The following is a 23,596-nucleotide window of genomic DNA, read 5'->3' as shown; positions in this document are numbered from 1 at the left end:
GTGACGGCGCAGGCCGGCCGGGACGGGTCGGCCGTCAGTCGTCGGCGAGCGCGTCGCGGATCGGCCGGAGCTTCGCCGCCGCCTCCAGCACCTCCGCGTCCGGATCGGACCCGGCGACGATGCCGCACCCGGCGAACAGCCGGGCCCGGCGGCCCCCGGTCGCGCCGTCCGCGGTCTCCAGCTGCGCGCAGCGCAGCGCGATGCCGAGCTCCCCGTTGCCGGCGCCGTCGACCCAGCCGACCGGGCCGCTGTAGCGGCCGCGGTCCATGGCCTCCAGGCGCTCGATCAGCCGCACCGCGGCGGGAGTCGGCGTGCCCCCGACGGCCGCGCTCGGGTGCACCGCGGCGGCCAGCCGCAGCAGCGCCGCGACCCCGTTGTCCGCGGCGTGCTCGTGCAATTCACCCGTGATGTGCGAGGCCAGGTGCAACACGTTGCGCAGCCGGAGCACCTCGGGGTGCTCCGGGACCGACAGGGCCGCGCAGAACGGGCGCAGTTCCGCGGCCAGCGACTCGGCGGCGAACGCGTGCTCGGAGAGGTCCTTCACCGAGGCCAGCAGGCCGGACGCCAGCTCGTCGGCGCCGACCCCGGGCCGCGGCCAGCTCGTCCCGGCCAGCACCCGGGACCGGACGTGCCGCCCGGTGCGCTCCAGCAGCAGCTCCGGCGTCGCCCCGACCAGCCCGTCCACCGCGAAGGTCCAGCACCCCGGGTAGCGCGCGGCGAGGTTGCGCAGCAGGTAGCGGGCGTCCAGCGGCTCCGCCGCGGTGGCGAGCAGGTCGTGCGCCAGCACCACCTTGCGCACCCCGTCCGGATCGCCGGCCCCGGCCGGTTCCAGGATCCGCACCGCCTCCGCCACCGACCGCCGGTAGTCCGCCGCCGACACCGCGCCCGGCTCGTACCGCACCGCGCCGGGCTCGCGAACCGGCCGGACCGGTCGCCGGGCCGGATCGCCGACGGTGGTGATCCAGCGGACGCCGTCCCGGCAGCCCACCACGACCTCCGGCACCACCACGACCGAGTCCCCCGGCCGGTCCGCGAACGCGAAGCTGGTGAACGCGACCGGGCCGCTGCCCGGCAGCCGCACCTCGTCCCGCACGTCCGCGGCCGCGCACAGCGCGTGCCACCACTCGTCGGCGGCGGCGAACCGCTCCGGCCCGGACGTCGTCAACCGCGCCGCGCAGCCCCAGCCGACCAGACCCGCCCCGTCGCGCACCCAGCTCAGCGGGGCCTCGTCCGGCAGCAGCTCCAGCAGCGGCGCGGTGCGCCGGGGGTCGTCGTCGGGGAGCACCGAGGTGCGGACGGTCAGCGGAGTCGGGGAGGGCGCCACGCGACGAGCCTAGGTGCGGCGGCCCGTGGTGGTCACCGCGCGGCTCCTACAATCGGCGATCGTGGCGAGCGAACAGGAGTTCCCGGGCGAGTCCGAGCAGACCGCGGAGAGCGGTCCGGGCACCCGGTGGCCAGCGCGGCGCATCCGCCGCACCGCCGCCCGCGGCGTCCTGGTACTCGGCGTGCTGCTGACCGTGCTGGGCCTGTCCGTGATCGGCGCTTGCGCGATCGACGACCGGACCATCACCGAGTCCCGCGGCGACGGGGTGGCCGAAGTGGTCAGCACGTCGCTGACCCGCACCGTCATCCGCTTCACCACGCCCGAAGGCCGGGTGCACATCCCGCAGGACGGCGTGCTGTACCCCGGCGGCCTGCAGCAGGGCCAGTTCGTCCGCGTCGAGTACGACACCCGCAACCCCGACCTGGTCCGGGTGGCCGGGCGCGGCATGGTGCTGTCGCTGCTGCCGGTCGCGGCGTCCCTCGCCGGGACGTGGCTGGTCCTCGGCGCCGCGCACTGGTTGCTGCGCCGGGAGCGCCCGGCCGCGGCCTGAACCGGGAATTCCGCCCCTTCCGCTCCGCCCGGCACCGCGGCCACAGTGGGCCCGGGTGATCCCGCCGCGGCGGGTGGTCCCACGAGTGGTCTCGCGACCAGCGGTCCAGCCCGCACTCCGGTGCGGCCCCCGCGAGGTGGGTGAGCGCGTATGGGCACGGTGAACTTCGGAACCGGCGGGCGACCGCCGCGTCCTTCCGCAGGTGGTCCCGAGTGGTGGCCCGCTGCGGCGGTCGAGCCGGGAGGGCCGGGCCGGTCGGCGCCGGAGTCGTACCGGCCGGACTGGGTCCTCGCGGCTCCCGTCACCGCGGCGGTGACCCGGACCGTCCCGGCCGGGGCGGATCCGGCCGATCTCGCCGGGTACTGCTTGATGCTGGGCGACGACGCGCTGCTGCTGGCGCACCGCCTGTCCGGCTGGGGGGTGCGCGGGCCGGACCTGGAGGAGGGCGCCGCGCTGGCCGCGATCACGGCGGACCTGCTCGGCCAGGCGCGGGCGCTGCTGGAGCGGGCCGCGGAGCTGGAGGGCGCGGGCCGGGACGCGGACCTGCTGGCCTACCACCGCGACAGCGGGGACTTCCGCAACGTGCGGCTCGCCGAGATCGATTGCGGGCCGGGGCCCGGTGGTGACTTCGCGACCAGCACGGCCCGGTTGCTGCTGTTCGCGGCCTGGCGGCACGCGGTGTTCGCCCGGCTCGCCGCGACCCGCGATCCGGTGCTCTCGGCGATCGCGGCGCGCACCTGGCGGGTGCTGCTGCGGCACCGCGAGCACGCCGAGCAGTGGATGATCCGGCTCGGGGACCGCGCTCCCGAGTCGCGGCTGCGGATGCAGGAGGCGTTGCATCGGGTGTGGCCGCTGTCGGGGGAGCTGTTCGCGGTGCACCCGGTGGAGCGCAGGCTCGCCGAGGCCGGGTGCGCGGTGCGTCCGGACGCGGTGCGGGGTGAGGTCGCCGCGGCGTTGGACGAGGCGGCGTCGGTCGCCCGGCTGGAGCTGCCGCCCCTCGGCGAAGCACCGCCGGAGGGCACCGGTGGGCGGTGGGGCGCGCACACCGAGTCGATGCCGTTCGTCGTCGCCGACATGCAGTACCTGGTGCGCGCCGACCCGGTCGAGCCGTGATCGTTCCGTTTCCGCGGTTGAGTACTTTCCCCGAGGCCCCGCGCCGACCCGGCGGGCAAGGTGGGTGTGATGCCGGGACGAACCCGGTGGGTCCGCCGGATCGCCTTGGGGGCGAGCGCTGGTCCGACGGGAACCGAGCGGAAGGCGCGGCTGGAGATGAACGGTTTCTGGTGGGCAGTGCTGGCGGGAACGGTCGCGGGATCCCTGGGCGCCGCGGTCACCCTGCTGGCGTGGGCCGGGCCGTGGACGCGACGTGCTCGCCCCGAGGTGCCGGAGCCCGCACCGGCGGCTCCGCAGGAGCGGACGGCGCCGCCGCGGGGGTTCGGCGAACCGGGCCACGTGGACGGCTGGGTGCGCGACCTGCACCGCTGCGAGCAGGCGGTGGCGCGCGCCCGGCGCGCGGTGGAGTCGGTGTCCTCGGCGCGGGCGCGGGAGGCGCTGCTGGTGGTGGTCCGCCGGATGGACGCGGAGCTGCCGAGCGTGCAGGCGCTCGTCGAGGTGGGCCGCGGCTCGGACCTGGATCCGAGGTCGGCGGACCGGCGGGACCAGGAGGTGCTGCGGCGGGTGCGGGACCAGGTCGCCGAGGCCGCCGCGCGCTTCGCATCGATCACCGAGGACGTGCTGCACGTGGTGGTCGACCTGGTCGCGGCGCCGGATCTGCCGCGGGTGCACCACGAGGTGGCGGTCCTGCGCGACCGGTTCCCGCTGCTGCACCCGATGTCCGAGGTGTTCGCCCGCGAGGACGCCCCGCTGCCCGCGCTCGCCGCTCCCTGACAGCGCGACCCGCGCCGCGGGTGACCGCGCCCGGCCGGTCACGGCGTCGCTCGGCGCCACCAGTCGAGGACGTCCCCGGCGACGGCGGGTCCGGCCACGAGCAGCCCGCCGACGGGCAGCGTCGCCGGGCGCCCACCGCGGTCCAGCACCGCGGCCCCCGATTCGACGGCCAGGGCCAGCGCACCCGCGACGTCCCACTCCTCGTACGAGTCCAGCACGGCCGCGATGGCGTGCCCCAGCGCGACCTGCGCGATCGCCAGCGCCGGTGATCCCAGCAGCCGCACGCCCACCTGCGCCCGGGCCGCGTTGCTGATGAACCGGTCCATGCCGGGCCACGGGCCGCTGCGGGTCAGCTCGGTGCAGACGATTCCGGCGCGGGTCTCGGCCTGGTCGGCGAGCCGCACCGGCACCCCGTTGGCGCGCATCCCGCGGTCCCGGGCCGCCGCGTAGATCTGGGACCGGTACGGGTCGGCGACGACGCCGACCAGCGGCCCGCGTTCGTCGAGCATCGCGAGGCTGTAGGCGCACCACGGCAGCCCGGCCACGTAGTTCGCGGTGCCGTCCACCGGGTCCACCGACCAGCGGAACCGGGACGAACCGGAGCGGGCGGTGAGCTGGTCGGCGACGGAGGTGGACCAGCCGGGCGCGGAGTCGAACTCCTCGCCGAACACCGGCACTCCCGGGAACTCGTCGCCGAGCACCCGCCGGGTGTGCCGTTCCAGGGTGCGCCCGGTGTCGGTCACCCAGTCGAAGGGCGATTCGGTGGCCGCCGGGCGGGCCCCGCGTCCCGCGGTGGCGGTGATGACGTCGGCGGCGTCGTTCGCGAGCCGCCCGGCCACTTCCAGCGCGCGGGAGACCAAGCCGGGTTCGATGTGGTGCGAGGGCTCCGAGGGAAGGACCGTCATGCCGCTCCAGGGTCGACACCCGCGGTGTATGCGGGGCTGCGCCCAGGTGGACACCAGACGAGCGGCGGTCGTCCGGGCGGGGTCGGGCGGCGCCGCACGGGGCAGTTGGGGTGCTCTTCGGCGGCTGTTCCGGGATGCGTCACGTGGGGGTCGTCTGGGCGCCGGAGCGGGGCGGGACGGTGTCGCTCGTGCGGATCGCCATCGTGTCGGAGAGTTTCCTGCCGCAGGTCAACGGGGTCACGAACTCGGTGCTGCGGGTGCTGGAGCACCTGCGCCGCCGCGGTGACCAGGCACTCGTGATCGCCCCGGGCGCGGGTCCCGACGAGCACGAGGGCACGCCGGTGGTGCGGCTGCCCGCCGTGGACATCCCGGTGGTGTCCTCGCTGCCGATCGGGTTCCCCACCCGCCGGTTGCTGCAGGGCTTGGCGGACTTCGGGCCGGACGTGGTGCACCTGGCCTCGCCGTTCGTGGTGGGGGCGCGGGGGCTGGCGGCGGCGCGGAAGCTGGGCGTGCCGACGGTCGCGGTGTACCAGACGGACGTGGCCGGGTTCGCGGAGTCGTACGGGCTGGGGTTGACCGCGCGCGCCGCGTGGCGCTGGACGCGGCGGCTGCACAGCGCCGCCGACCGCACGCTGGCCCCGTCCACCTGGGCGGCGGAAGCGCTGCGCGAGCACGGCATCCCGCGGGTGCACCGCTGGGGCCGCGGGGTGGACACGGCCCGGTTCCACCCGGGGAAGCGGGACGAGCGGCTGCGCGCCGAGCTCGCCCCGGGCGGGGAGCTGCTGATCGGGTACGTCGGCAGGCTCGCCCCGGAGAAGCACGTGGAGCGCCTCGCGGCGCTGGACGGCGTGCCCGGGGTGCGGGTGGTGGTGGTCGGCGACGGCCCGCAGCGGGAGCAGCTGGCCGCGCAGCTGCCGGGCGCCGCGTTCCTCGGCCTGCGCACCGGCGAGGAGCTCGCCCGGATCTACGCGAGCCTGGACGTGTTCGTGCACACCGGCCCGTACGAGACGTTCTGCCAGTCCGTGCAGGAGGCGATGGCCAGCGGGGTCCCCGCGCTCGCCCCGGACGCGGGCGGCCCGCGGGACCTGGTGCTGCCGGGCCGCACCGGCCACCTGCTGCCGCCGCACGACGCGGACGCGCACGCCCGGCGGCTGCGCGCGGCGGTGGCGGAGCTGCGGGACCCGGCGCTGCGGGCGAGGTTCGGCGCGGCCGCCCGCGACTCGGTGGCCCAGCGCACCTGGCCCGCCCTGTGCGAGCAGTTGATCGGCCACTACGCGGAGGTCATCGGCCGCCCGCAGGACGACCGGCTGGCCGCCTGAGCGCCCGCTGCACGTAAGCTGCCGACGTGTCTCGCGCCGGTTTGGACAAGGATCCGCACGCGGTCGCCGCGATGTTCGACGGCGTCGCGAAGCGCTACGACCTGACGAACACCGTGATGTCGTTCGGGCAGGACCGGCGCTGGCGGCAGATCACCCGGCAGGCGCTGGACCCGCGGCCGCACGAGCGCATCCTGGACCTGGCCGCGGGCAGCGGCGTGTCCACCGCGGAGCTGGCGAAGTCCGGCGCGTGGTGCGTGGCCGCGGACTTCTCGCTGGGCATGCTGTCGGTGGGCCGGGACCGCGGGCTCCCGATGGTGGCGGCCGACGCGCTGCGGCTGCCGTTCGCGGACGCCTCCTTCGACGCGGCGACGATCTCGTTCGGGCTGCGCAACGTGGTGGACACGGTGGCGGGCCTGCGCGAGATGGCGCGGGTGGTGCGCCCCGGCGGGCGGCTCGTGGTGTGCGAGTTCTCCACCCCCACCTGGGAGCCGTTCCGCACCGTCTACATGAACTACGTGATGCGCGCGCTGCCGCCGATCGCCCGCGCGGTGTCCTCGAACCCGGACGCGTACGTGTACCTGGCGGAGTCGATCCGCTCCTGGCCGGACCAGCGGGCGCTGGCCGCGAAGATCGGCGAGGCCGGCTGGTCGAAGGTGGCGTGGCGCGACCTGATGGGCGGCGCCGTCGCCGTGCACCGCGCTTTCAAGGCCTGAGTCCGGCGCTCCCTTCGAGCTGCGCTCGGGTGGCGGAACCTCAGCTGGCCCCTCGCTGCGGGATCGATTTCACCGGTGGCTCCGCCACAGGAGAAATCGTTGTCCTCGCGAGGAAGCAGCTGAGAACCCGCGGGTGGCCCGGTTGCTCTGGTGGTCGGCAGCTCATCGGCTTCGCCGCTGACAGGCAACGGCCAAGACCCGCTGGGCGGGTAGTGGGCCTTCGCGTGTTCTGAACCTCCGGAGCGCGCATCCTCCGCGTTCGGTGCGTTGCCCGGGAGCCGCGTCCTGGCCCGTCGTGCTGCGAGCACCCGACCGCCGCCGTCCATCGCGCCCGCCCCCTGCGCCTGCGGGCGCCGCTGAGGCCCGGGCGTGGAACCGTTCCGCACCCGGTGATCCTGGCGGCGCTGCGGCGTGCGGGTGGCCCGGTGCCCTCCGGCGCCCCGGAGATACGCCTCACCTGCGAGGACGGTCACCCGAGCGGCCTATCTCGCGGGGTCGATCGAGTGCTTCCGCAGGCCTAGACTCGGCGGAGATAGTGAACTCGTTCACAAGCGGGCGGGTTCACCGGGTCACGGCGGAACCGCTCGGGTGCGCGGCACCGGAGCGGGTGCCGGGTGCGGTCCGCGTGCCTGGCGCCGTGGCTCGACACCGCAACTGCACGGCTATCAAGGAGTGTCATGACCAGCGCCACCCCCCGACGCCGACCGAACGACGACGCCGACGTGATCGTCGTCGGTGCCGGGCCGGCCGGTTCGACGGCGGCGACGTACCTGGCTCGCGCGGGCCTCGACGTGCTGCTGCTGGAGAAGAGCGTCTTCCCCAGGGAGAAGGTGTGCGGCGACGGCATCACGCCGCGCGGCGTCAAGCAGCTGATCGACCTCGGCATCGACACCCGGGAGGAGGCCGGCTGGCTGCACAACCGGGGTCTGCGCGTGGTCGGCGGCGGCGTGAACATCGAGCTGGACTGGCCGGAGCTCGCCGACTTCCCGCCCTACGGCGTGGTCCGTCCGCGCAACGACTTCGACGACCTGCTCGCCCGCGGGGCGGAACGCGCGGGCGCCCGGATGGTGCAGCAGACCACGGTGACCGGAGCCGTCCGGAATGAGCGGACCGGCCGCATCGACGGGGTCGCCGCGAAGACCGGCCCGGACCGCCAGCCGGTGACCTACCGGGCGCCGCTGGTGCTCGGGTGCGACGGCGTGTCGGCCCGCCTGGCGTTGTCGATGGGCATCGAGAAGCGCGAGGACCGCCCGATGGGCGTGGCGGTGCGCCGCTACTACGACAGCCCGCGCAGCAAGGACGACTTCCTGGAGTCGCACCTGGAGCTGTGGGACCGGTCGACGCCCGCCGAGCCGAAGCTGATGCCGGGCTACGGCTGGATCTTCGGCATGGGCGACGGGACGGTGAACGTGGGGCTGGGCGTGCTGTCGACGTCGAAGTCCTACGGCAAGACCGACTACCGCCAGCTGTTGCGCTCCTGGCTGGACGGGACCCCGGAGGAGTGGGGTTTCCGGGAGGAGAACGCCACCGGCAAGATCGGCGGCGCCGCGCTGCCGATGGGCTTCAACCGCACGCCGCACTACCGGGACGGGCTGCTGCTCGTCGGGGACGCCGGCGGCATGGTCAACCCGTTCAACGGCGAGGGCATCGCGTACGCCATGGAATCCGCCCGGTTGGCGGCGGAGTGCGTGGTCCACGCGTACGCACGACCGGCGGGCCCTTCGCGGGAGCACGCGCTGCTCCGGTACCCGGGTGCGGTGTCCGACGCGATGGGCGGCTACTTCCGGCTCGGGAACATCTTCAGCAAGTTGATTGGCAATCCGACGGTGATGCGGATGGCCACCAAGCACGGCTTGCCGCGGCCGTTGCTGATGCGTTTCGTGTTGAAGCTGCTGGCAAATCTGTACGACGTGCGCGATGGGGACACGATGGACCGTGTGATCAGCGCCACTACTCGGCTCACCCCTAGCGCCTGACTGCTGGAGTCTGGTCAGATGGTCACGTGATTGTGTGAGAAGTCATAAAGTTAGGTTCGCCTCACTGCGGAGCGGTTACGTCCGACCGCATAGAGTGCGCACCTGACGCCGCAGACGTGACGTTCGTCTCGGCGGGGGCAGCGAAGGAGGGCGGTGCCATGGGCGAGGCAGGCGCTTCGGGCGTGCTGGACCCGTACATCCCGCTGGTGCTGATGTTCGCGCTGGCGCTGGGATTCGCGGTGTTCTCGGTGAGCATCGCGCCACTGGTCGGCCCCCGCCGCTACAACAGGGCGAAGCTCGATGCCTACGAGTGCGGGATCGAGCCTTCCCCGCAGCCGGTGATGGGCGGCGGCCGGATGCCGGTCGCCTACTACCTCACGGCGATGCTGTTCATCCTCTTCGACATCGAAATGGTCTTCCTCTACCCGTTCGCGGTCTCCGCGGACTCCCTCGGGCTGTTCGGCGTGGCCGAGGTCGTGCTGTTCATCGCGACCGTCGGATTCGCCTACGTCTACGTGTGGCGGCGCGGAGGCCTCGACTGGAACTAGGCGCCCGGGCCCGGGCGGGCCTGAGCGAGCACTGACCGTTCTCAATGGCGACAGCGGAAGGAGTGCCGAGATGGGCCTCGAAGAGCAGCTGCCCAACGGCATCCTGTTGGCCAACGTGGAGAAGCTCGTCAACTGGACCCGGAAGACCTCGATGTGGCCGGCGACCTTCGGGTTGGCCTGCTGCGCGATCGAGATGATGACGGTCGGCGGTTCCCGCTACGACATCGCCCGGTTCGGCATGGAGCGCTTCTCCGCCACCCCGCGGCAGGCCGATCTGATGATCGTCGCCGGTCGGGTGACCAACAAGATGGCCCCGGTCCTGCGGCAGATCTACGACCAGATGCCGGAGCCGCGCTGGGTGCTGGCGATGGGCGTGTGCGCTTCCACCGGGGGCATGTTCAACAACTACGCCGTGGTGCAGGGCGTGGACCACGTGGTGCCGGTGGACATGTACCTGCCGGGTTGTCCGCCGCGGCCGGAGATGCTGCTCGACGCGATCCTCAAACTGCACGCCAAGATCATGGACGAGCCGATCAACGCCAAGCGCGCCGCGCTGCGCGCCGAGAGCGGGGCTCGCACCGAACTCATCGCCTCCTCCGAGCGCTACGCGCCGAAGAACCGCTCGCAGCGCAAGCGCGCTGAGCGGCAGCAGCTGGCGCAGCGCCAGGAGATGGGCGCGGAAGGCCCGCTCGCCGTCGAGACCGACGCGCAGCGGGAGCAGACGCAGCGGCAACTCGGCGCGGGCAGGTGAGCGGCATGACCGACTCGAAGCGGACCACCCCGGACCCCGGCGAGAAGGGTTCCAGCGCGGACCGGCCCGGCGAGGGCCTCGAACCGGTGCGTTCCGGTTCGGGCGCGATCGCCGAGCCGCGGGAACCGATCGTCGCCGGACGCGAGCGGCAGGGCATGTTCGGCGTGCGCGGCAGCGGCGACACCTCCGGCTACGGCGGGCTGCGGCTGCCCGCGCACCTGCCCGCCCCGGCCGAGCGGCCGTTCGGCGGTTGGTTCGACGAGGTGGCGGACGCGCTGCTGGATTCGCTGCGCGGCAAGGGGATCGACTCGGCGGTGCAGCAGGTGACCGTGGACCGCGGGGAGATCACCTTCTACGTGGACCGCGAGCACCTGGTGTCCACCTGCTCCTCGCTGCGCGACGACCCGGCGCTGCGCTTCGAGCTGTGCAGCTCGGTGTCCGGCGTGGACTACGGGCCGGAGGTGCCGCAGCGGCTGCACTCGGTCTACCACCTGACCTCGATGACCTACCGCCGCCGCATCCGGCTGGAGGTGGCCGTCGACGTCGACGACCCGCACCTGCCGTCGGTCGTGTCCGTGTACCCGACGGCGGACTTCCAGGAGCGCGAGGCCTGGGACATGTTCGGCCTGGTCTACGACGGGCACCCCGCGCTCACCCGGATCTTGATGCCGGACGACTGGGACGGGCACCCGCAGCGCAAGGACTACCCGCTCGGCGGCATCCCCGTCGAGTACAAGGGCGCCGAGATACCGCCGCCCGACCAGCGGCGGGCCTACTCATGAGGTTCCGCGGACCGCACGGCCACGGCAGGCAGCACGCGGAGAGGTGCTGAACATGACCACCGAACCACTGACCGATCCCACCACGGACCCCGGCAGGCACGCGGCGTCGCGCGAGACGACGGAAGGCCGCGTCTACACCGTCACCGGCGGCGACTGGGACGAGTTCATCGACGAGGCGGCGGATTCCGAGCGCGTCGTCATCAACCTCGGCCCGCAGCACCCGTCCACGCACGGGGTGCTGCGGCTGGTGCTGGAACTCGAAGGCGAGACCGTCACCCAGGCCCGCTCGGTGATCGGCTACCTGCACACCGGGATCGAGAAGAACACCGAGTACCGCACCTGGACCCAGGGCGTCACCTTCGTCACGCGGATGGACTACCTGGCGCCGCTGTACAACGAGGCGGCGTACTGCCTGGGCGTGGAGAAGCTGCTCGGGGTCGAGGCGCCGACGCGGGCGCAGACCTTCCGGATCATGCTGATGGAGCTGAACCGGATCTCCTCGCACCTGGTGTTCATGGCGACCGGCGCGATGGAGCTGGGCTCCACCACCGGCATGACCTTCGGGTTCCGCGATCGCGAGGAAGTGCTGCACCTGCTGGAGTTCCTCACCGGGCTGCGGATGAACCACGCGTTCATCCGGCCGGGCGGGGTGGCCCAGGACCTCCCGGAGAACTACCGGGAGAAGGTGCTGGAGTTCATCAAGGTCATGGACAAGCGGCTGCCGGACTACGCGAAGCTGTTCTCCGGCCAGCCGATCTGGAAGCAGCGGCTCAAGGACGTCGGGTACCTGCCGCTGGACGGCTGCCTGCAGCTGGGCGTGACCGGGCCGCTGCTGCGCTCGGCGGGCATCGCCTGGGACCTGCGCAAGATCGAGCCGTACTGCGGTTACGAGAACTTCGAGTTCGAGGTGCCGACGAGCACCGACGCGGACTGCTTCGCCCGGTTCCTGCTGCGGCTGGAGGAGATCCACCAGTCGCTGAAGATCATCCGGCAGTGCCTGGACGCCTTCGAGCCCGGCCCGGTGATGGTGGACGACCCGAAGATCGCGTGGCCGGCGAAGCTGAGCATCGGGCCGGACGGCATGGGCAACTCCCTGGAGCACGTCCGCAAGATCATGGGCCAGTCGATGGAATCGCTGATCCACCACTTCAAGCTGGTCACCGAGGGCTTCGACGTGCCCCCGGGGCAGGTGTACTCGCCGGTGGAGTCGCCGCGCGGCGAGCTGGGTTACCACTTGGTCTCCGACGGCGGCACCCGGCCGATGCGGGTGCACGTGCGGGAACCGAGCTTCGTGAACCTCCAGGCGTTCCCGGCGATGGCCGAGGGCGGCCTGGTCGCGGACGTGATCGCGGCAGTGGCCTCGATCGACCCGGTGATGGGCGGGGTGGACCGATGACCGAGCAGTTCGATTTCACCACCACCGAGCACGTGCTGAGCCCGCCGGGCGCGCCGGTGTTCGGCGAGGACGTGCGCGCCGACGCGAAGCGCATCGTCGAGCGCTACCCGGAGGCGCGGTCGGCGCTGCTGCCGATGCTGCACCTCGTGCAGTCCGAGCAGGGCCACGTCAGCACCGAGGGCATCGAGTTCTGCGCCGAGCAGCTGGCGCTGTCCGCCGCCGAGGTCAGCGCGGTCGCCACCTTCTACACGATGTACAAGCGCAAGCCGTGCGGCGAGCACCTGGTCAGCGTGTGCACCAACACGCTGTGCGCCGCCCTGGGCGGCGACGCCATCTACGCGAAGGTGTCCGAGCACCTCGGCGTCGGCCACGACGAGACCTCCGGCACGCCGGGCGAACCGGGCTCGCTGACGCTGGAGCACGCCGAATGCCTCGCGGCCTGCGACCACGCCCCGGTGCTGCAGGTCGACTACGAGTACTACGACAAGCAGAGCCCGGAAGCGGCGCTGGAACTGGTGAAGTCCTTGCAGCGCGGGGAGAAGCCGGACCCGACGCGCGGCGCACCGCTCACCGACTTCCGCCGCACCGAGCGCCAGCTCGCCGGGTTCTTCGACCGGCCCGGCGCCCGGCTGGAGGACACCGTGGACGGCCCCTCGGCCGCCCCCGAGACGGTCCGCGGCGCGCACCTGGCGCAGCAGCGCGGCTGGACCGCGCCGCCGATGCCGGACGACGCGCAGATCCCGCCGCTGCCGGAGAAGGAGTGAGTGGACATGACCGACGCGAACTCCCCCAAGCCCGACGACCTCACCCCGGTGCTGACCAAGCGGTGGTTGTCGCCGACCTCCTGGAGCCTCCGCACCTACGAGCAGCTGGAGGGCTACACCGCGCTGCGCAAGGCGTTGCGCGCCACGCCCGACGAGCTGGTCGAACTGGTGAAGGCCGCGGGCCTGCGCGGCCGTGGCGGCGCCGGGTTCCCGGCGGGCGTGAAGTGGAGCTTCATGCCGAAGGAACCGGTGAAGCCGCACTACCTCGTGGTCAACGCCGACGAGGGCGAACCGGGCACCTGCAAGGACATCCCGCTGATGATGGCCGACCCGCACTCGCTGGTGGAGGGCGTGATCATCGCCTGCTACGCGATGCGCTCGCACTTCTCGGCGATCTACGTGCGCGGTGAGGCGCTGCACTGCATCCGCCGGTTGAACAACGCCGTGCAGGAGGCCTACGCCGCGGGCTACCTGGGCAAGGACATCCTCGGCTCCGGTTTCGACTGCGACATCGTGGTGCACGCCGGGGCCGGCGCCTACATCTGCGGCGAGGAGACGGCGCTGCTCGATTCGCTGGAGGGCAAGCGCGGGCAGCCGCGGCTGAAACCGCCGTTCCCCGCCGCCGCCGGGCTCTACGCGTGCCCGACCACGGTGAACAACGTGGAGACCATCGCCTCGGTGCCGTTCATCGTCAACGGCGGCTCCGACTGGTTCCGCAGCATGGGACGGGAGAAGTCGCCCGGCCCGAAGATCTACTCGCTGTCCGGGCACGTCGAGAACCCCGGCCAGTACGAGGCCCCGCTGGGCACCACGCTGCGGCAGCTGCTGGAGCTGGCGGGCGGCATGAAGGACGGGGTCCCGCTCAAGTTCTGGACTCCTGGCGGCTCGTCCACCCCGCTGTTCACCGCCGAGCACCTGGACGTGCCGCTGGACTTCGAGGGCGCCGCCGAAGCGGGCTCGATGCTGGGCACCACGGCGCTGATGGTGTTCAACGAGACCGTGTCCGTGCCGTGGGCGGTGATGAAGTGGACGCAGTTCTACGAGCACGAGTCCTGCGGCAAGTGCACCCCCTGCCGGGAGGGCACCTTCTGGCTCGCCCAGGTCCTGGAGCGCATGGTCGAGGGGCACGGCACCGAAGAGGACATCGACACCCTGCTCGACGTCTGCGACAACATCTTCGGCCGCTCCTTCTGCGCCCTCGGTGACGGTGCGGTCAGCCCGATCACCAGCGGCATCAAGTACTTCCGCGAGGAATTCCTCGCGCTGTGTCAGCAGAACCGGCCCGGCGCGGAGCCGGGCGAGCCCGCACTGGCAGGAGCGGCCCGATGACGGTGGCATCCGAGCGTGAGACCAAGCCGGTCCCCGAGGGGCACGTCCGGCTGACGATCGACGGCGTCGAAGTCGACGCCCCCAAGGGCGAGCTGCTGATCCGCACCGCGGAGCGGATGGGCATCGTCATCCCCCGGTTCTGCGACCACCCGCTGCTCGACCCGGCGGGCGCGTGCAGGCAGTGCCTGGTGGAAGTGGAGATGAACGGCCGGGCGATGCCCAAGCCGCAGGCCTCCTGCACGATGACCGTCGCCGACGGCATGGTGGTGAAGACGCAGCAGACCTCGCCGGTCGCCGACAAGGCGCAGCAGGGCGTGATGGAACTGCTGCTGATCAACCACCCGCTGGACTGCCCGATCTGCGACAAGGGCGGCGAGTGCCCGCTGCAGAACCAGGCGCTCAAGCACGGCCGCGCCGAATCCCGGTTCCACGACACCAAGCGGACCTTCGCCAAGCCGGTGCCGATCTCCACCCAGGTGCTGCTGGACCGGGAGCGCTGCGTGCTGTGCCAGCGCTGCACCCGGTTCTCCAAGCAGATCGCGGGCGACCCGTTCATCGAACTGCTGGAGCGCGGGGCGGTGCAGCAGATCGGCATCGCCGAGCAGCAGCCGTTCCAGTCGTACTTCTCCGGCAACACCATCCAGATCTGCCCGGTGGGCGCGCTGACCAGCGCCGCCTACCGGTTCCGCTCCCGGCCGTTCGACCTGGTGTCCACGCCGGCCGTGTGCGAGCACTGCTCGTCGGGCTGCGCGACGCGCACCGACTGGCGGCGCGGCAAGGTGATGCGGCGGCTCGCCGGGGACGACCCGGAGGTCAACGAGGAGTGGCTCTGCGACAAGGGCCGGTTCGCGTTCCGCTACGCCACCGCCGCGGACCGCTTCCTGCGGCCGATGGTGCGCGAGGGCGGTGAGCTGCGGACCGCGTCCTGGACGGAGGCGCTGCGCGTCGCCGCCGACGGGCTGCTGCGGGCGCGCGACGACCGCGGCGTCGGGGTGCTGCCCGGCGGCCGGTTGACCGAGGAGGACGCCTACGCCTACGCGAAGTTCGCGCGGATCGCGTTGCGCACCAACGACGTCGACGCTCGCGCCAGGGCGCACTCGGACGAGGAGCTCGCGTTCCTGGAGTCCGCCGTCGTCGGCACCGGGCCCGGTGCGGGCGCGGTGACCTTCGCCGACCTGGAGGCCGCGCCCGCCGTGCTGTGCGTCGCCTTCGAACCGGAGGAGGAGTCGCCGAGCGTGTTCCTGCGGCTGCGCAAGGCGGCCCGCAAGGGGAGCACGAAGGTCTTCCACCTCGGGCAGTGGAACTCGCCGGGCGTGGAGAAGACGACGCGGATCATGAGCGGTGGCGGTCCGGTGCGCACCGGCGCGCTGCTGCCGTGCCCGCCCGGCGGGGAGGCCGCCGCGCTGGCCGAGCTCCCGTCCGAAGTGGACGAAGCGCTGCGGGCCGGGGGAGCGGTGCTCGTCGTCGGCGAGCGGGCCGCGCAGATCCCCGGACTGCTCTCCGAGGTCACCCGCACCGCGGCCCGCACCGGCGCGCGGGTCGCGTGGATCCCGCGCCGCGCGGGCGAACGCGGCGCCGTCGAAGCCGGTGCGCTGCCCACGCTGCTGCCCGGCGGCCGCGCCGTCGGCGACCTCACCGCCTGCGCCGAGGTCGCCCAGACCTGGGGCGTGGACGCCGACAGCCTGCCCGGCGCGCCCGGGCGGGATACCGAGGGCATCCTGCGCGCCGCCGCGCGCGGCGACCTCGCCGGACTGCTCGTCGGCGGCGTCGACCCGGACGACCTGCCCGACCCGGAACTGGCTCGGCAGGCCTTGGACCGCGCCGACTTCGTGGTGAGCCTCGAACTGCGTCCCAGCGCAGTCACCGAACGCGCCGACGTGGTGCTGCCCATCGCGCCGAGCTCGGAGAAGTCCGGCACCTACCTGAACTGGGAGGGCCGCCGCCGCGAATTCCGCATCACCATCGAAGGAACCGGCGCGCTGCCGGACTGCCGGGTGCTGGACACCCTCGCGGTCGAGATGGACGCCGACCTGTTCACCCAGAGCCCCGCCGCGGTCCGCGCCGAACTGGACCGGCTCGGCACCGGCGGGCGCGCCCGGCCACCCGCCCCGGACGAGCAGGTGCGGCCCGTCGCGCCACCCGGGCCGGGCCGCGTGCTGCTGGCCACCTGGCGGCGGCTGCTGGACGACGGCTCGCTGCAGGACGACGAACCGAACCTCGCGGGCACCCGGCGGGACACCGTGGCGATGCTGTCCCCGGCCACCGCGCGGCGGCTCGGGCTGTTGGAGCGCCAGCAGGTCGAAGTCCGCGGCGACCGCGGGTCGATCACGCTCGAAGCGCGGTTCACCGACATGCCCGACGACGTGGTGTGGCTGCCGATGGACTCCGGACCGTCGAAGGTGAACCGGCTGCTGGGCGTCGGGCACGGCGCGCCCGTCGCGCTCGCCCCCGCCGGGCCGCTCGCGAACGGGCACGGCGGCAACGGGCACGGGACCAACGGGCACGGTGCGAACGGCCACGGCGGCACCGGGCTCGGCTTCGGCGGCCCGGAGAGGAGCCGGTCATGACACGCACCGCCGAACTGCTCGCCGACGACCCGATCTGGCTGATCCTGATCAAGGTCGTGGCGATCTTCGCCTTCCTGGTGCTGATGACGCTGCTGACGATCTGGGCCGAGCGCCGCGTCATCGGCCGCATGCAGCACCGTCCCGGACCGAACCGCGCCGGACCGTTCGGCATCCTGCAATCCCTGGCCGACGGGCTGAAGCTCGCGTTCAAGGAGGACATCCGGCCGGTGCTGGCCGACAAGTGGGTGTACTTCCTCGCCCCGGTGATCTCCGCGACGCCCGCGCTGGTGTCGTTCTCGGTGATCCCGATCGGCCCGGAGGTCACGATCTTCGGCGAGCGCACCGCGCTGCAGCTGGTCGAACTGCCGGTGGGGCTGCTCGTGGTGCTGGCCAGTGCCTCCATCGGCGTCTACGGCATCGTGCTCGCCGGCTGGTCCTCCGGATCGCCGTACCCGCTGCTGGGCTCGCTGCGCTCCGCCGCGCAGGTCATCTCCTACGAGATCGCGATGGGCCTCTCGTTCGTCGCCGTGATCATGTACGCGGGCACGCTGTCCACCGCGGGCATCGTCGAAGCGCAGACCAGCGGCTGGTTCGCGCTCGTGCTGCCGTTCAGCTTCCTGGTCTACGTGGTGGCGATGGTCGGCGAGACCAACCGCGCCCCGTTCGACCTGCCGGAAGCCGAATCCGAACTGGTCGGCGGCTTCCACACCGAGTACTCCTCGCTGAAGTTCGCGCTGTTCTTCCTCGCCGAGTACATCAACATGGTCACCGTCTCCGCCCTCGCCACCACGCTGTTCCTCGGCGGCTGGCACGCGCCGTGGCCGCTGAGCCTGATCGGCGGCGGGGTGCTCAACACCGGCTGGTGGCCGGTGCTGTGGTTCCTCGGGAAGACGCTGGCGTTCCTGTTCGTGTTCGTGTGGCTGCGCGCCACGCTGCCGCGGCTGCGCTACGACCAGTTCATGAACCTCGGCTGGAAGGTCCTCGTCCCGCTGAGCCTGGTGTGGATCGTGGTGGTCACCGTGATCCGCGCGGTCCGCAACGAGCAGGGCGTCGACTCGACGACGTTCCGGGTCGTCGGCGGCGAGGTGCTGGTGGTGCTCATCGCCGCGGCCTTCCTCGTCCCGGACCGCAAGCGGCCCGAACCGGAAGAACCGGAAGCGCCCATGGCGGGCAGCGGGTTCCCCGTCCCGCCGCTGGACCTGCAAGTGCCCCCGACCCCACCGCGGCGCACCCCGGTGCCGCCGTCCGGGGCCGACGACGCCTCGAAGGAGGGAGCGGGCCGTGTTTGATCCGCTGAAAGGTTTCGGCGTCACTTTCTCGACGATGTTCAAGAAGGTCGTCACCGAGGAGTACCCCGAGGTCAAGAAGGTCACCGCACCCCGGTTCCACGGCCGCCACCAGCTCAACCGGCACCCGGACGGGCTGGAGAAGTGCGTGGGCTGCGAGCTGTGCGCCTGGGCCTGCCCCGCGGACGCGATCTTCGTCGAGGGCGGGGACAACACCGAGGACGAGCGCTACTCGCCGGGGGAGCGCTACGGGGCCGACTACCAGATCAACTACCTGCGGTGCATCGGCTGCGGCCTGTGCATCGAGGCGTGCCCGACCCGCTCGCTGACCATGACGAACGAGTACGAGACCGCCGACGACGACCGGCAGCACCTCATCTACACCAAGGAGGACCTGCTGGCCCCGCTGCTGCCCGGCATGGAGCAGCCGCCGCACCCGATGCGGCTCGGCGAGGACGAGCAGGACTACTACGTGCGCGGGCCCGAGCTCGCGCGGCGCAGCGGCGTGCCCGAAGGCGAAACCGTGGAGACCGGGCACGAGGAGGCGCGGCGGTGATGCTCACGGCAACTGCGGTGCTCGCCCAGCAGCAGGCCGCGGACGTGGTCGGCGCGGGCGAGGCCGCGGCGTTCTGGATCCTCGGGCCGCTGGCCCTGGTCGGGGCGCTGGGCATGGTGTTCTCGCGCGGCGCGGTGCACTCCGCGCTGTTCCTGGTGCTGACCATGCTGAGCCTCGGCGTGCTGTACATGGCGCAGAGCGCGCCCTTCCTCGGCTTCACCCAGATCATCGTCTACACCGGCGCGATCATGATGCTGTTCCTGTTCGTGCTGATGATGGTGGGCCGCGACTCCTCGGACTCGGTGGTGGAGGTGCTGCGCGGGCAGCGGCTGTGGGCCGCCGTCGCCGGGGTCGCGTTCGCGCTGCTGCTGGTGACCGGGCTGGCCAGGGCGCTCACCGACGTGCCGGTCGCTGCACCGCTGGACCCGTGGTCCGCGCGCGGCGGCGGTGCGGGCGGGCTCGGCGCGCTGATCTTCACCGACTACCTGTTCCCGTTCGAGCTGACCTCGGCGCTGCTGATCACCGCCGCGCTGGGCGCGATGGTGCTCGCCTACGGCGGCAAGGGACGCGCCGCGCGGATCAGCCAGCGGGAACGCGTCGAAGCGCGGCTGCGCGGCGACCGGTCCTCGCCGTTGCCCGGCCCCGGCGTGTACGCCACCGCGAACTCGGTGGCGACCCCGGCGCTGCTGCCGGACGGCTCGGTGGCGCCCGAGTCGCTGTCCGAGATCCTCGACAACCTGCCGGTCGAACGGCTCACCGCCGAACGCGACGCCATCGCGGGCAAGGACGGCGGAGCCGATCCGCACGCGCTCACCGATCGGCCCCGCGACCCCGGGGAACCGGCACCGGACCTCGACGCGCCGGAGCCCGGGACCCCGGACGACCGCGGCGAGGACGGCAGCAACGGCCGCTCCGGCTCCGGCCACGCGTCCCCCGAGGAGGTCCGGCGATGACCCCCACCTACTACCTGCTGCTGTCCGCGCTGCTGTTCAGTATCGGCGCCGTCGGCGTGCTGGTGCGGCGCAACGCCATCGTCGTGTTCATGTGCATCGAGCTGATGCTCAACGCGGTGAACCTGACGCTGGTCACCTTCGCCCGCATCGAGGGCTCGGTGCACGGGCAGGTGATGGCGTTCTTCGTGATGGTCGTCGCCGCCGCGGAAGTCGTGGTCGGCCTCGCGATCATCATGTCGATCTTCCGGACCCGCCGCTCGGCCTCGGTCGACGACGCCAACCTCCTCAAGTACTAGCGCCATGCCCGCCCCCGCGGCCGGCGCGCCGCGCACCCGAACCCCCGTTCGCACTCACAGTAGGGAGAGCCTGGCGTGACGACGACGTTCCCGGCCAGTCCCGATCTCCTCGCCGTGCAGGCCGCGCAAGGTCCCGTGCAGGGCGGCGCCTGGCTGCTCATCGCGCTGCCGCTGCTCGGCGCGGCCGTGCTGCTGATCGCGGGCCGCCGCGCCGACGGGTGGGGCCACCTGCTGGGCAGCGCCACCGTGATCGCGGCGTTCGCCTACGGGGTGGCGCTGTTCACGAGCATCGCGGGCGACGCGCAACCGGTGCGCGAGCTGCACGTGTTCTCCTGGATCCCGGTCGAGGCGCTGCAGGTCGACTTCGGGCTGCGGCTGGACCCGCTGTCGATGGTGTTCGTGCTGCTGATCACCGGGGTGGGCGCGCTGATCCACCTCTACTCGATCGGCTACATGGCCCACGACCAGGAAGGCCGCACCGGCAGGCACAACACCGAGCGGCGGCGGTTCTTCGCCTACCTGAACCTGTTCGTCGCGGCCATGCTGGTGCTGGTGCTGGGCAACAGCTTCGTGACGCTGTACCTCGGCTGGGAGGGCGTCGGCCTGGCGTCCTACCTGCTGATCGGGTTCTGGCAGCAGCGGCCCTCGGCGGCCGCGGCCGCGACCAAGGCGTTCGTGATGAACCGGGTCGGCGACGTCGGGCTCGCCCTCGCGATCTTCCTGCTGTTCGCGAAGCTCGGCACCACCCAGTACACCGAGGTCTTCGCCCGCGCCGGGGAGCTGACCCCGGGCGTGCTGCTGGCGATCACGCTGCTGCTGCTGCTCGGGGCGTGCGGCAAGTCCGGCCAGGTCCCGCTGCAGGCGTGGCTGCCGGACGCGATGGAAGGCCCCACCCCGGTGTCCGCGCTGATCCACGCGGCGACCATGGTCACCGCGGGCGTCTACCTGATCGCCCGCGCCAACCCGCTGTACACGCTGTCCCCGGACGGCAGGCTGGTCGTCACCATCATCGGCGCGGTGACGCTGCTGGTCGGCTGCGTCATCGGCTGCGCCTACGACGACATCAAGAAGGTGCTGGCCTACTCCACGGTCAGCCAGATCGGCTACATGATCCTCGCCGTCGGGCTCGGGCCGGCCGGGTACGCGCTCGGCATCATGCACCTGCTCACCCACGGGTTCTTCAAGGCCGGGCTGTTCCTCGGCGCCGGGTCGGTGATGCACGCGATGCGCGACGAGGTGAACATGCGCCGGTTCGGCGGGCTCGCCAAGCACCTGCCGATCACCTTCGCCACCTTCGCGCTCGGTTACCTGGCGCTGATCGGGTTCCCGTTCCTGTCCGGCTACTACTCGAAGGACGCGATCATCGAGGCCGCGTTCGGCCAGGACGGCTGGCGGGGCTGGGTGTTCGGCGGCGCGGCGCTGCTGGGTGCCGCGCTCACCGCGTTCTACATGACGCGGCTGGTGCTGATGACCTTCTTCGGCGAGAAGCGCTGGCAGGACCTCAAGACCGCGGACGGGCAGGACTACCACCCGCACGAATCCCCGGCGATCATGACCGGGCCGATGATCGTGTTGGCCGTCGGCTCGGTCGGGGCGGGCATGTTCCTCGCCTCCGGGGACCGGCTGGTCACCTTCCTCGCGCCGTCGCTCGGCGCGCTGGAGGAATCGCACGGCGGGGCGCTGCCGCACTCGGTGATCCCGGTGCTGACCGTGGTGCTCTCCGCGCTCGGCGCGCTCGCCGCCTGGCTGCTCGTCGGCCGGAAACCGGTGCCGGTCACCCGGCCCGAGCGGGTGTCGCCGGTGGTGCGCGCCGCGCGCGCCGACCTCGGCGGCAACGCGCTCAACGACGCCGTCGCCGTCAAACCCACCGCCGGGCTCACCCGCGGCCTGGTCGCCTTCGACCGCGCCGCCGTGGACGGAGCCGTCACCGGTCTCGCCGGTGCGCTGCAGCTCGGCTCCGGCTGGGCGCGGCGCAGGCAGAACGGGTTCGTCCGCTCCTACGCGCTGTCCATGCTCTGCGGCGGCGTGCTGCTGATCGGGGCGCTGCTGGTGGTGGGCACGCCGTGACCGACCGCACCCGAACCCAGCCGAACCTCCCGGGGGAAGAGGAGATCCGATGACCCTGCTCCTCGTGCTCGTCCTGCTGCCGCTGGCGGGCGCCGTCGCCGTCGGGCTGCTGCGCCGCAACGCGCCGGTGGCGAAGTGGACCGCGCTCGCCGTGTCGCTGGCCGAGTTCGCCGTCGCGATCGCTGCCTGGGCCGCCTACGACCCGGCCGGGCCGCGGCTGCAACTGGCCAGCTCCGTCGAGTGGATCCCGGCGTTCGACATCCGGGTGTCCTTCGCCGTCGACGGCATCGCGCTCGTCATGATCGCCGTGATCGCGCTGCTGATGCCGCTGGTGCTCGGCTTCAGCTGGGGCGAGCGGCTGCCGGCGGGGCGCAGCCACGGCGGGTTCTTCTCGCTGCTGCTGGTCGAGCAGTCGCTGACGGTGGCCGTGTTCGCGGCGACCGACGTGTTCCTGTTCTACGTGCTGTTCGAGATCATGCTGATCCCGATGTACTTCCTCATCGGCGGCTACGGCGGCGAACGCGGCCGGTACGCGGCGGTGAAGTTCTTCCTGTACTCGTTCCTCGGCGGCCTGATCATGCTGGCCGCCGCGATCGGCGCCTACGCCTACGCGCTGCAGGCCACCGGCGAAGGCACCTTCGACTGGGCGCGGCTGGTGCCGATCCTGGCCGACGCGCCGATCGCCGTGCAGGTGTGGATCTTCCTGGGCTTCTTCACCGCGTTCGCGATCAAGGCACCGCTGGTGCCGCTGCACACCTGGCTGCCGGACGCCGCCGAGCAGGCCCCGATCGGCGTCGCGGTGATCGTCGTCGGCGTGCTGGACAAGGTCGGCACCTTCGGCTTCCTGCGCTACAGCCTGCCGCTCACGCCGGACGCCTCCCAGCTGCTGGCGCCGCTGGTGCTGGTGCTGGCGGTGCTCGGCGTGCTCTACGGCTCGCTGCAGGCGTTCGGGCAGACCGACCTCAAGCGGTTCATCGCCTACGTGTCCATCGCGCACTTCGGGTTCATCGCGCTCGGGATCTTCGCCTACACCTCGCAGGCCCAGGTGGGCGCGGTGTCGTACATGCTCAACCACAGCCTGGCGACCGGGCTGCTGATCCTGGTCATCGGCATGATCATCGCGCGCGGCGGGTCGACCCGGATCGCCGACTACGGCGGGATGGCGAAGATCACCCCGCTGCTGGCCGGGACGTTGCTCATCGCCGGGCTCAGCACCCTGTCGTTGCCGGGCACCAACTCGTTCATCAGTGAGTTCCTGGTGCTGCTGGGCGCTTTCCCGACGCAGCCGGTGTACACGGTGCTCGCCACCATCGGCATGGTGCTCGCCGCCGTCTACGTGCTGCGGCTCTACCAGCGGATCATGCAGGGGCCGGTGCGCGGCGACGCCCTCGTCGGCACCGCGGGCGGTCCGGGCGCCGTCACCGACCCGAACCGGCCCGGCGCGCACCGGGCGCGGGTGCTGGACCTGCGCCCGCGGGAGATCGCCGTGCTGACCCCGCTGATCGTGCTGGTGCTCGCGCTCGGGGTGTACCCGAAACCGGTGCTGGACGTGATCACCCCGTCGGTCGGGGCGACCATGAGCGAGGTCGGCGTCACCGACCCCGTGACCTCGCAAGGAGGGAACTGA

At 72.5% G+C, this 23,596-nt stretch carries 21 protein-coding genes; 19 read left to right on the top strand and 2 right to left on the bottom strand.

Going from position 1 to position 23,596, the window contains the following annotated elements:
• Positions 1-34: 34 nt before the first annotated feature.
• Positions 35-1,324 (bottom strand): isochorismate synthase MenF, encoded by a 1,290-nt coding sequence (locus tag LCD33_RS02855; RefSeq protein ID WP_224977483.1) that lies wholly within the window; start codon positions 1,322-1,324, stop codon positions 35-37.
• Between the two features lie 61 nt (positions 1,325-1,385).
• Here LCD33_RS02855 and LCD33_RS02850 point away from each other — a divergent pair, with 61 nt between their 5' ends.
• The 3 genes from LCD33_RS02850 to LCD33_RS02840 all read left to right on the top strand — a co-directional run bounded on the left by LCD33_RS02850 (position 1,386) and on the right by LCD33_RS02840 (position 3,761).
• A complete protein-coding gene (locus LCD33_RS02850; RefSeq protein ID WP_224956953.1) occupies positions 1,386-1,874 on the top strand; it encodes a DUF3592 domain-containing protein in 489 nt (162 codons plus the stop codon).
• Between the two features lie 312 nt (positions 1,875-2,186).
• Positions 2,187-2,987, top strand: a complete 801-nt coding sequence (gene paaC, locus LCD33_RS02845) for a 1,2-phenylacetyl-CoA epoxidase subunit PaaC (RefSeq protein WP_224977482.1) — start codon at positions 2,187-2,189, stop codon at positions 2,985-2,987.
• Positions 2,988-3,056: 69 nt separating this feature from the next.
• Positions 3,057-3,761, top strand: coding sequence for a hypothetical protein (locus LCD33_RS02840; RefSeq protein WP_224967080.1), 705 nt, complete (start codon positions 3,057-3,059; stop codon positions 3,759-3,761).
• Positions 3,762-3,799: 38 nt separating this feature from the next.
• On the opposite strand, the gene LCD33_RS02835 is transcribed toward LCD33_RS02840, so the two are convergent.
• On the bottom strand, positions 3,800-4,666 hold the full coding sequence (locus LCD33_RS02835; protein ID WP_224956949.1) for an inositol monophosphatase family protein: 867 nt from the start codon (positions 4,664-4,666) through the stop codon (positions 3,800-3,802).
• Positions 4,667-4,869: 203 nt separating this feature from the next.
• Between LCD33_RS02835 and LCD33_RS02830 the strand changes: the two genes are divergently transcribed.
• The 16 genes from LCD33_RS02830 (at position 4,870) to LCD33_RS02755 (ending at position 23,596) form a co-directional block, all read left to right on the top strand.
• Complete coding sequence (locus LCD33_RS02830; protein ID WP_308011214.1) at positions 4,870-5,985, top strand: glycosyltransferase family 1 protein; 1,116 nt, start codon at positions 4,870-4,872, stop codon at positions 5,983-5,985.
• 26 nt (positions 5,986-6,011) lie between these two features.
• Entirely contained in the window at positions 6,012-6,698 is a 687-nt protein-coding gene (locus tag LCD33_RS02825) for a demethylmenaquinone methyltransferase (protein ID WP_224977481.1), read from the top strand.
• Between the two features lie 677 nt (positions 6,699-7,375).
• Positions 7,376-8,674 carry a geranylgeranyl reductase family protein gene (locus LCD33_RS02820; protein WP_224967083.1) on the top strand — a complete coding sequence of 433 codons (1,299 nt, stop codon included), beginning with the start codon at positions 7,376-7,378 and terminating at the stop codon, positions 8,672-8,674.
• 158 nt (positions 8,675-8,832) lie between these two features.
• Complete coding sequence (locus tag LCD33_RS02815; RefSeq protein ID WP_224956945.1) at positions 8,833-9,222, top strand: NADH-quinone oxidoreductase subunit A; 390 nt, start codon at positions 8,833-8,835, stop codon at positions 9,220-9,222.
• A 70-nt stretch (positions 9,223-9,292) separates the two neighbouring features.
• On the top strand, positions 9,293-9,973 hold the full coding sequence (locus tag LCD33_RS02810) for an NADH-quinone oxidoreductase subunit B family protein (RefSeq protein WP_224967084.1): 681 nt from the start codon (positions 9,293-9,295) through the stop codon (positions 9,971-9,973).
• Between the two features lie 5 nt (positions 9,974-9,978).
• Positions 9,979-10,755, top strand: a complete 777-nt coding sequence (locus LCD33_RS02805; RefSeq protein ID WP_224967085.1) for an NADH-quinone oxidoreductase subunit C — start codon at positions 9,979-9,981, stop codon at positions 10,753-10,755.
• A 52-nt stretch (positions 10,756-10,807) separates the two neighbouring features.
• Positions 10,808-12,151 carry an NADH-quinone oxidoreductase subunit D gene (locus tag LCD33_RS02800; RefSeq protein WP_224956941.1) on the top strand — a complete coding sequence of 448 codons (1,344 nt, stop codon included), beginning with the start codon at positions 10,808-10,810 and terminating at the stop codon, positions 12,149-12,151.
• A complete protein-coding gene (nuoE, locus tag LCD33_RS02795; RefSeq protein WP_224956940.1) occupies positions 12,148-12,915 on the top strand; it encodes an NADH-quinone oxidoreductase subunit NuoE in 768 nt (255 codons plus the stop codon). The genes LCD33_RS02800 and nuoE overlap by 4 nt, the downstream gene beginning before the upstream one ends.
• 6 nt (positions 12,916-12,921) lie before the next feature.
• Positions 12,922-14,244, top strand: coding sequence for an NADH-quinone oxidoreductase subunit NuoF (gene nuoF / locus LCD33_RS02790; protein ID WP_224956938.1), 1,323 nt, complete (start codon positions 12,922-12,924; stop codon positions 14,242-14,244).
• Positions 14,241-16,811 carry an NADH-quinone oxidoreductase subunit G gene (locus tag LCD33_RS02785; protein ID WP_224967086.1) on the top strand — a complete coding sequence of 857 codons (2,571 nt, stop codon included), beginning with the start codon at positions 14,241-14,243 and terminating at the stop codon, positions 16,809-16,811. Before nuoF ends, LCD33_RS02785 begins: the two co-directional genes overlap by 4 nt.
• Positions 16,808-18,100 carry an NADH-quinone oxidoreductase subunit NuoH gene (gene nuoH / locus LCD33_RS02780; protein WP_224977480.1) on the top strand — a complete coding sequence of 431 codons (1,293 nt, stop codon included), beginning with the start codon at positions 16,808-16,810 and terminating at the stop codon, positions 18,098-18,100. The genes LCD33_RS02785 and nuoH overlap by 4 nt, the downstream gene beginning before the upstream one ends.
• On the top strand, positions 18,093-18,653 hold the full coding sequence (gene nuoI, locus LCD33_RS02775; protein ID WP_224956932.1) for an NADH-quinone oxidoreductase subunit NuoI: 561 nt from the start codon (positions 18,093-18,095) through the stop codon (positions 18,651-18,653). Before nuoH ends, nuoI begins: the two co-directional genes overlap by 8 nt.
• Positions 18,653-19,606 (top strand): NADH-quinone oxidoreductase subunit J, encoded by a 954-nt coding sequence (locus tag LCD33_RS02770; protein ID WP_224967088.1) that lies wholly within the window; start codon positions 18,653-18,655, stop codon positions 19,604-19,606. The genes nuoI and LCD33_RS02770 overlap by 1 nt, the downstream gene beginning before the upstream one ends.
• Positions 19,603-19,902 (top strand): NADH-quinone oxidoreductase subunit NuoK, encoded by a 300-nt coding sequence (gene nuoK, locus LCD33_RS02765; protein ID WP_184476123.1) that lies wholly within the window; start codon positions 19,603-19,605, stop codon positions 19,900-19,902. The genes LCD33_RS02770 and nuoK overlap by 4 nt, the downstream gene beginning before the upstream one ends.
• Positions 19,903-20,037: 135 nt before the next feature.
• Positions 20,038-21,969, top strand: a complete 1,932-nt coding sequence (nuoL, locus tag LCD33_RS02760) for an NADH-quinone oxidoreductase subunit L (RefSeq protein WP_224967097.1) — start codon at positions 20,038-20,040, stop codon at positions 21,967-21,969.
• Between the two features lie 49 nt (positions 21,970-22,018).
• A complete protein-coding gene (locus LCD33_RS02755; RefSeq protein ID WP_224956930.1) occupies positions 22,019-23,596 on the top strand; it encodes a NuoM family protein in 1,578 nt (525 codons plus the stop codon).

It is taken from the genome of Saccharopolyspora sp. 7B (assembly GCF_020177435.1).
Classification (GTDB): domain Bacteria; phylum Actinomycetota; class Actinomycetes; order Mycobacteriales; family Pseudonocardiaceae; genus Saccharopolyspora_C; species Saccharopolyspora_C gregorii.
The sequence above is the reverse complement of the archived record's forward strand: the minus strand, read 5'-3'. Positions and strand labels throughout refer to the sequence as shown.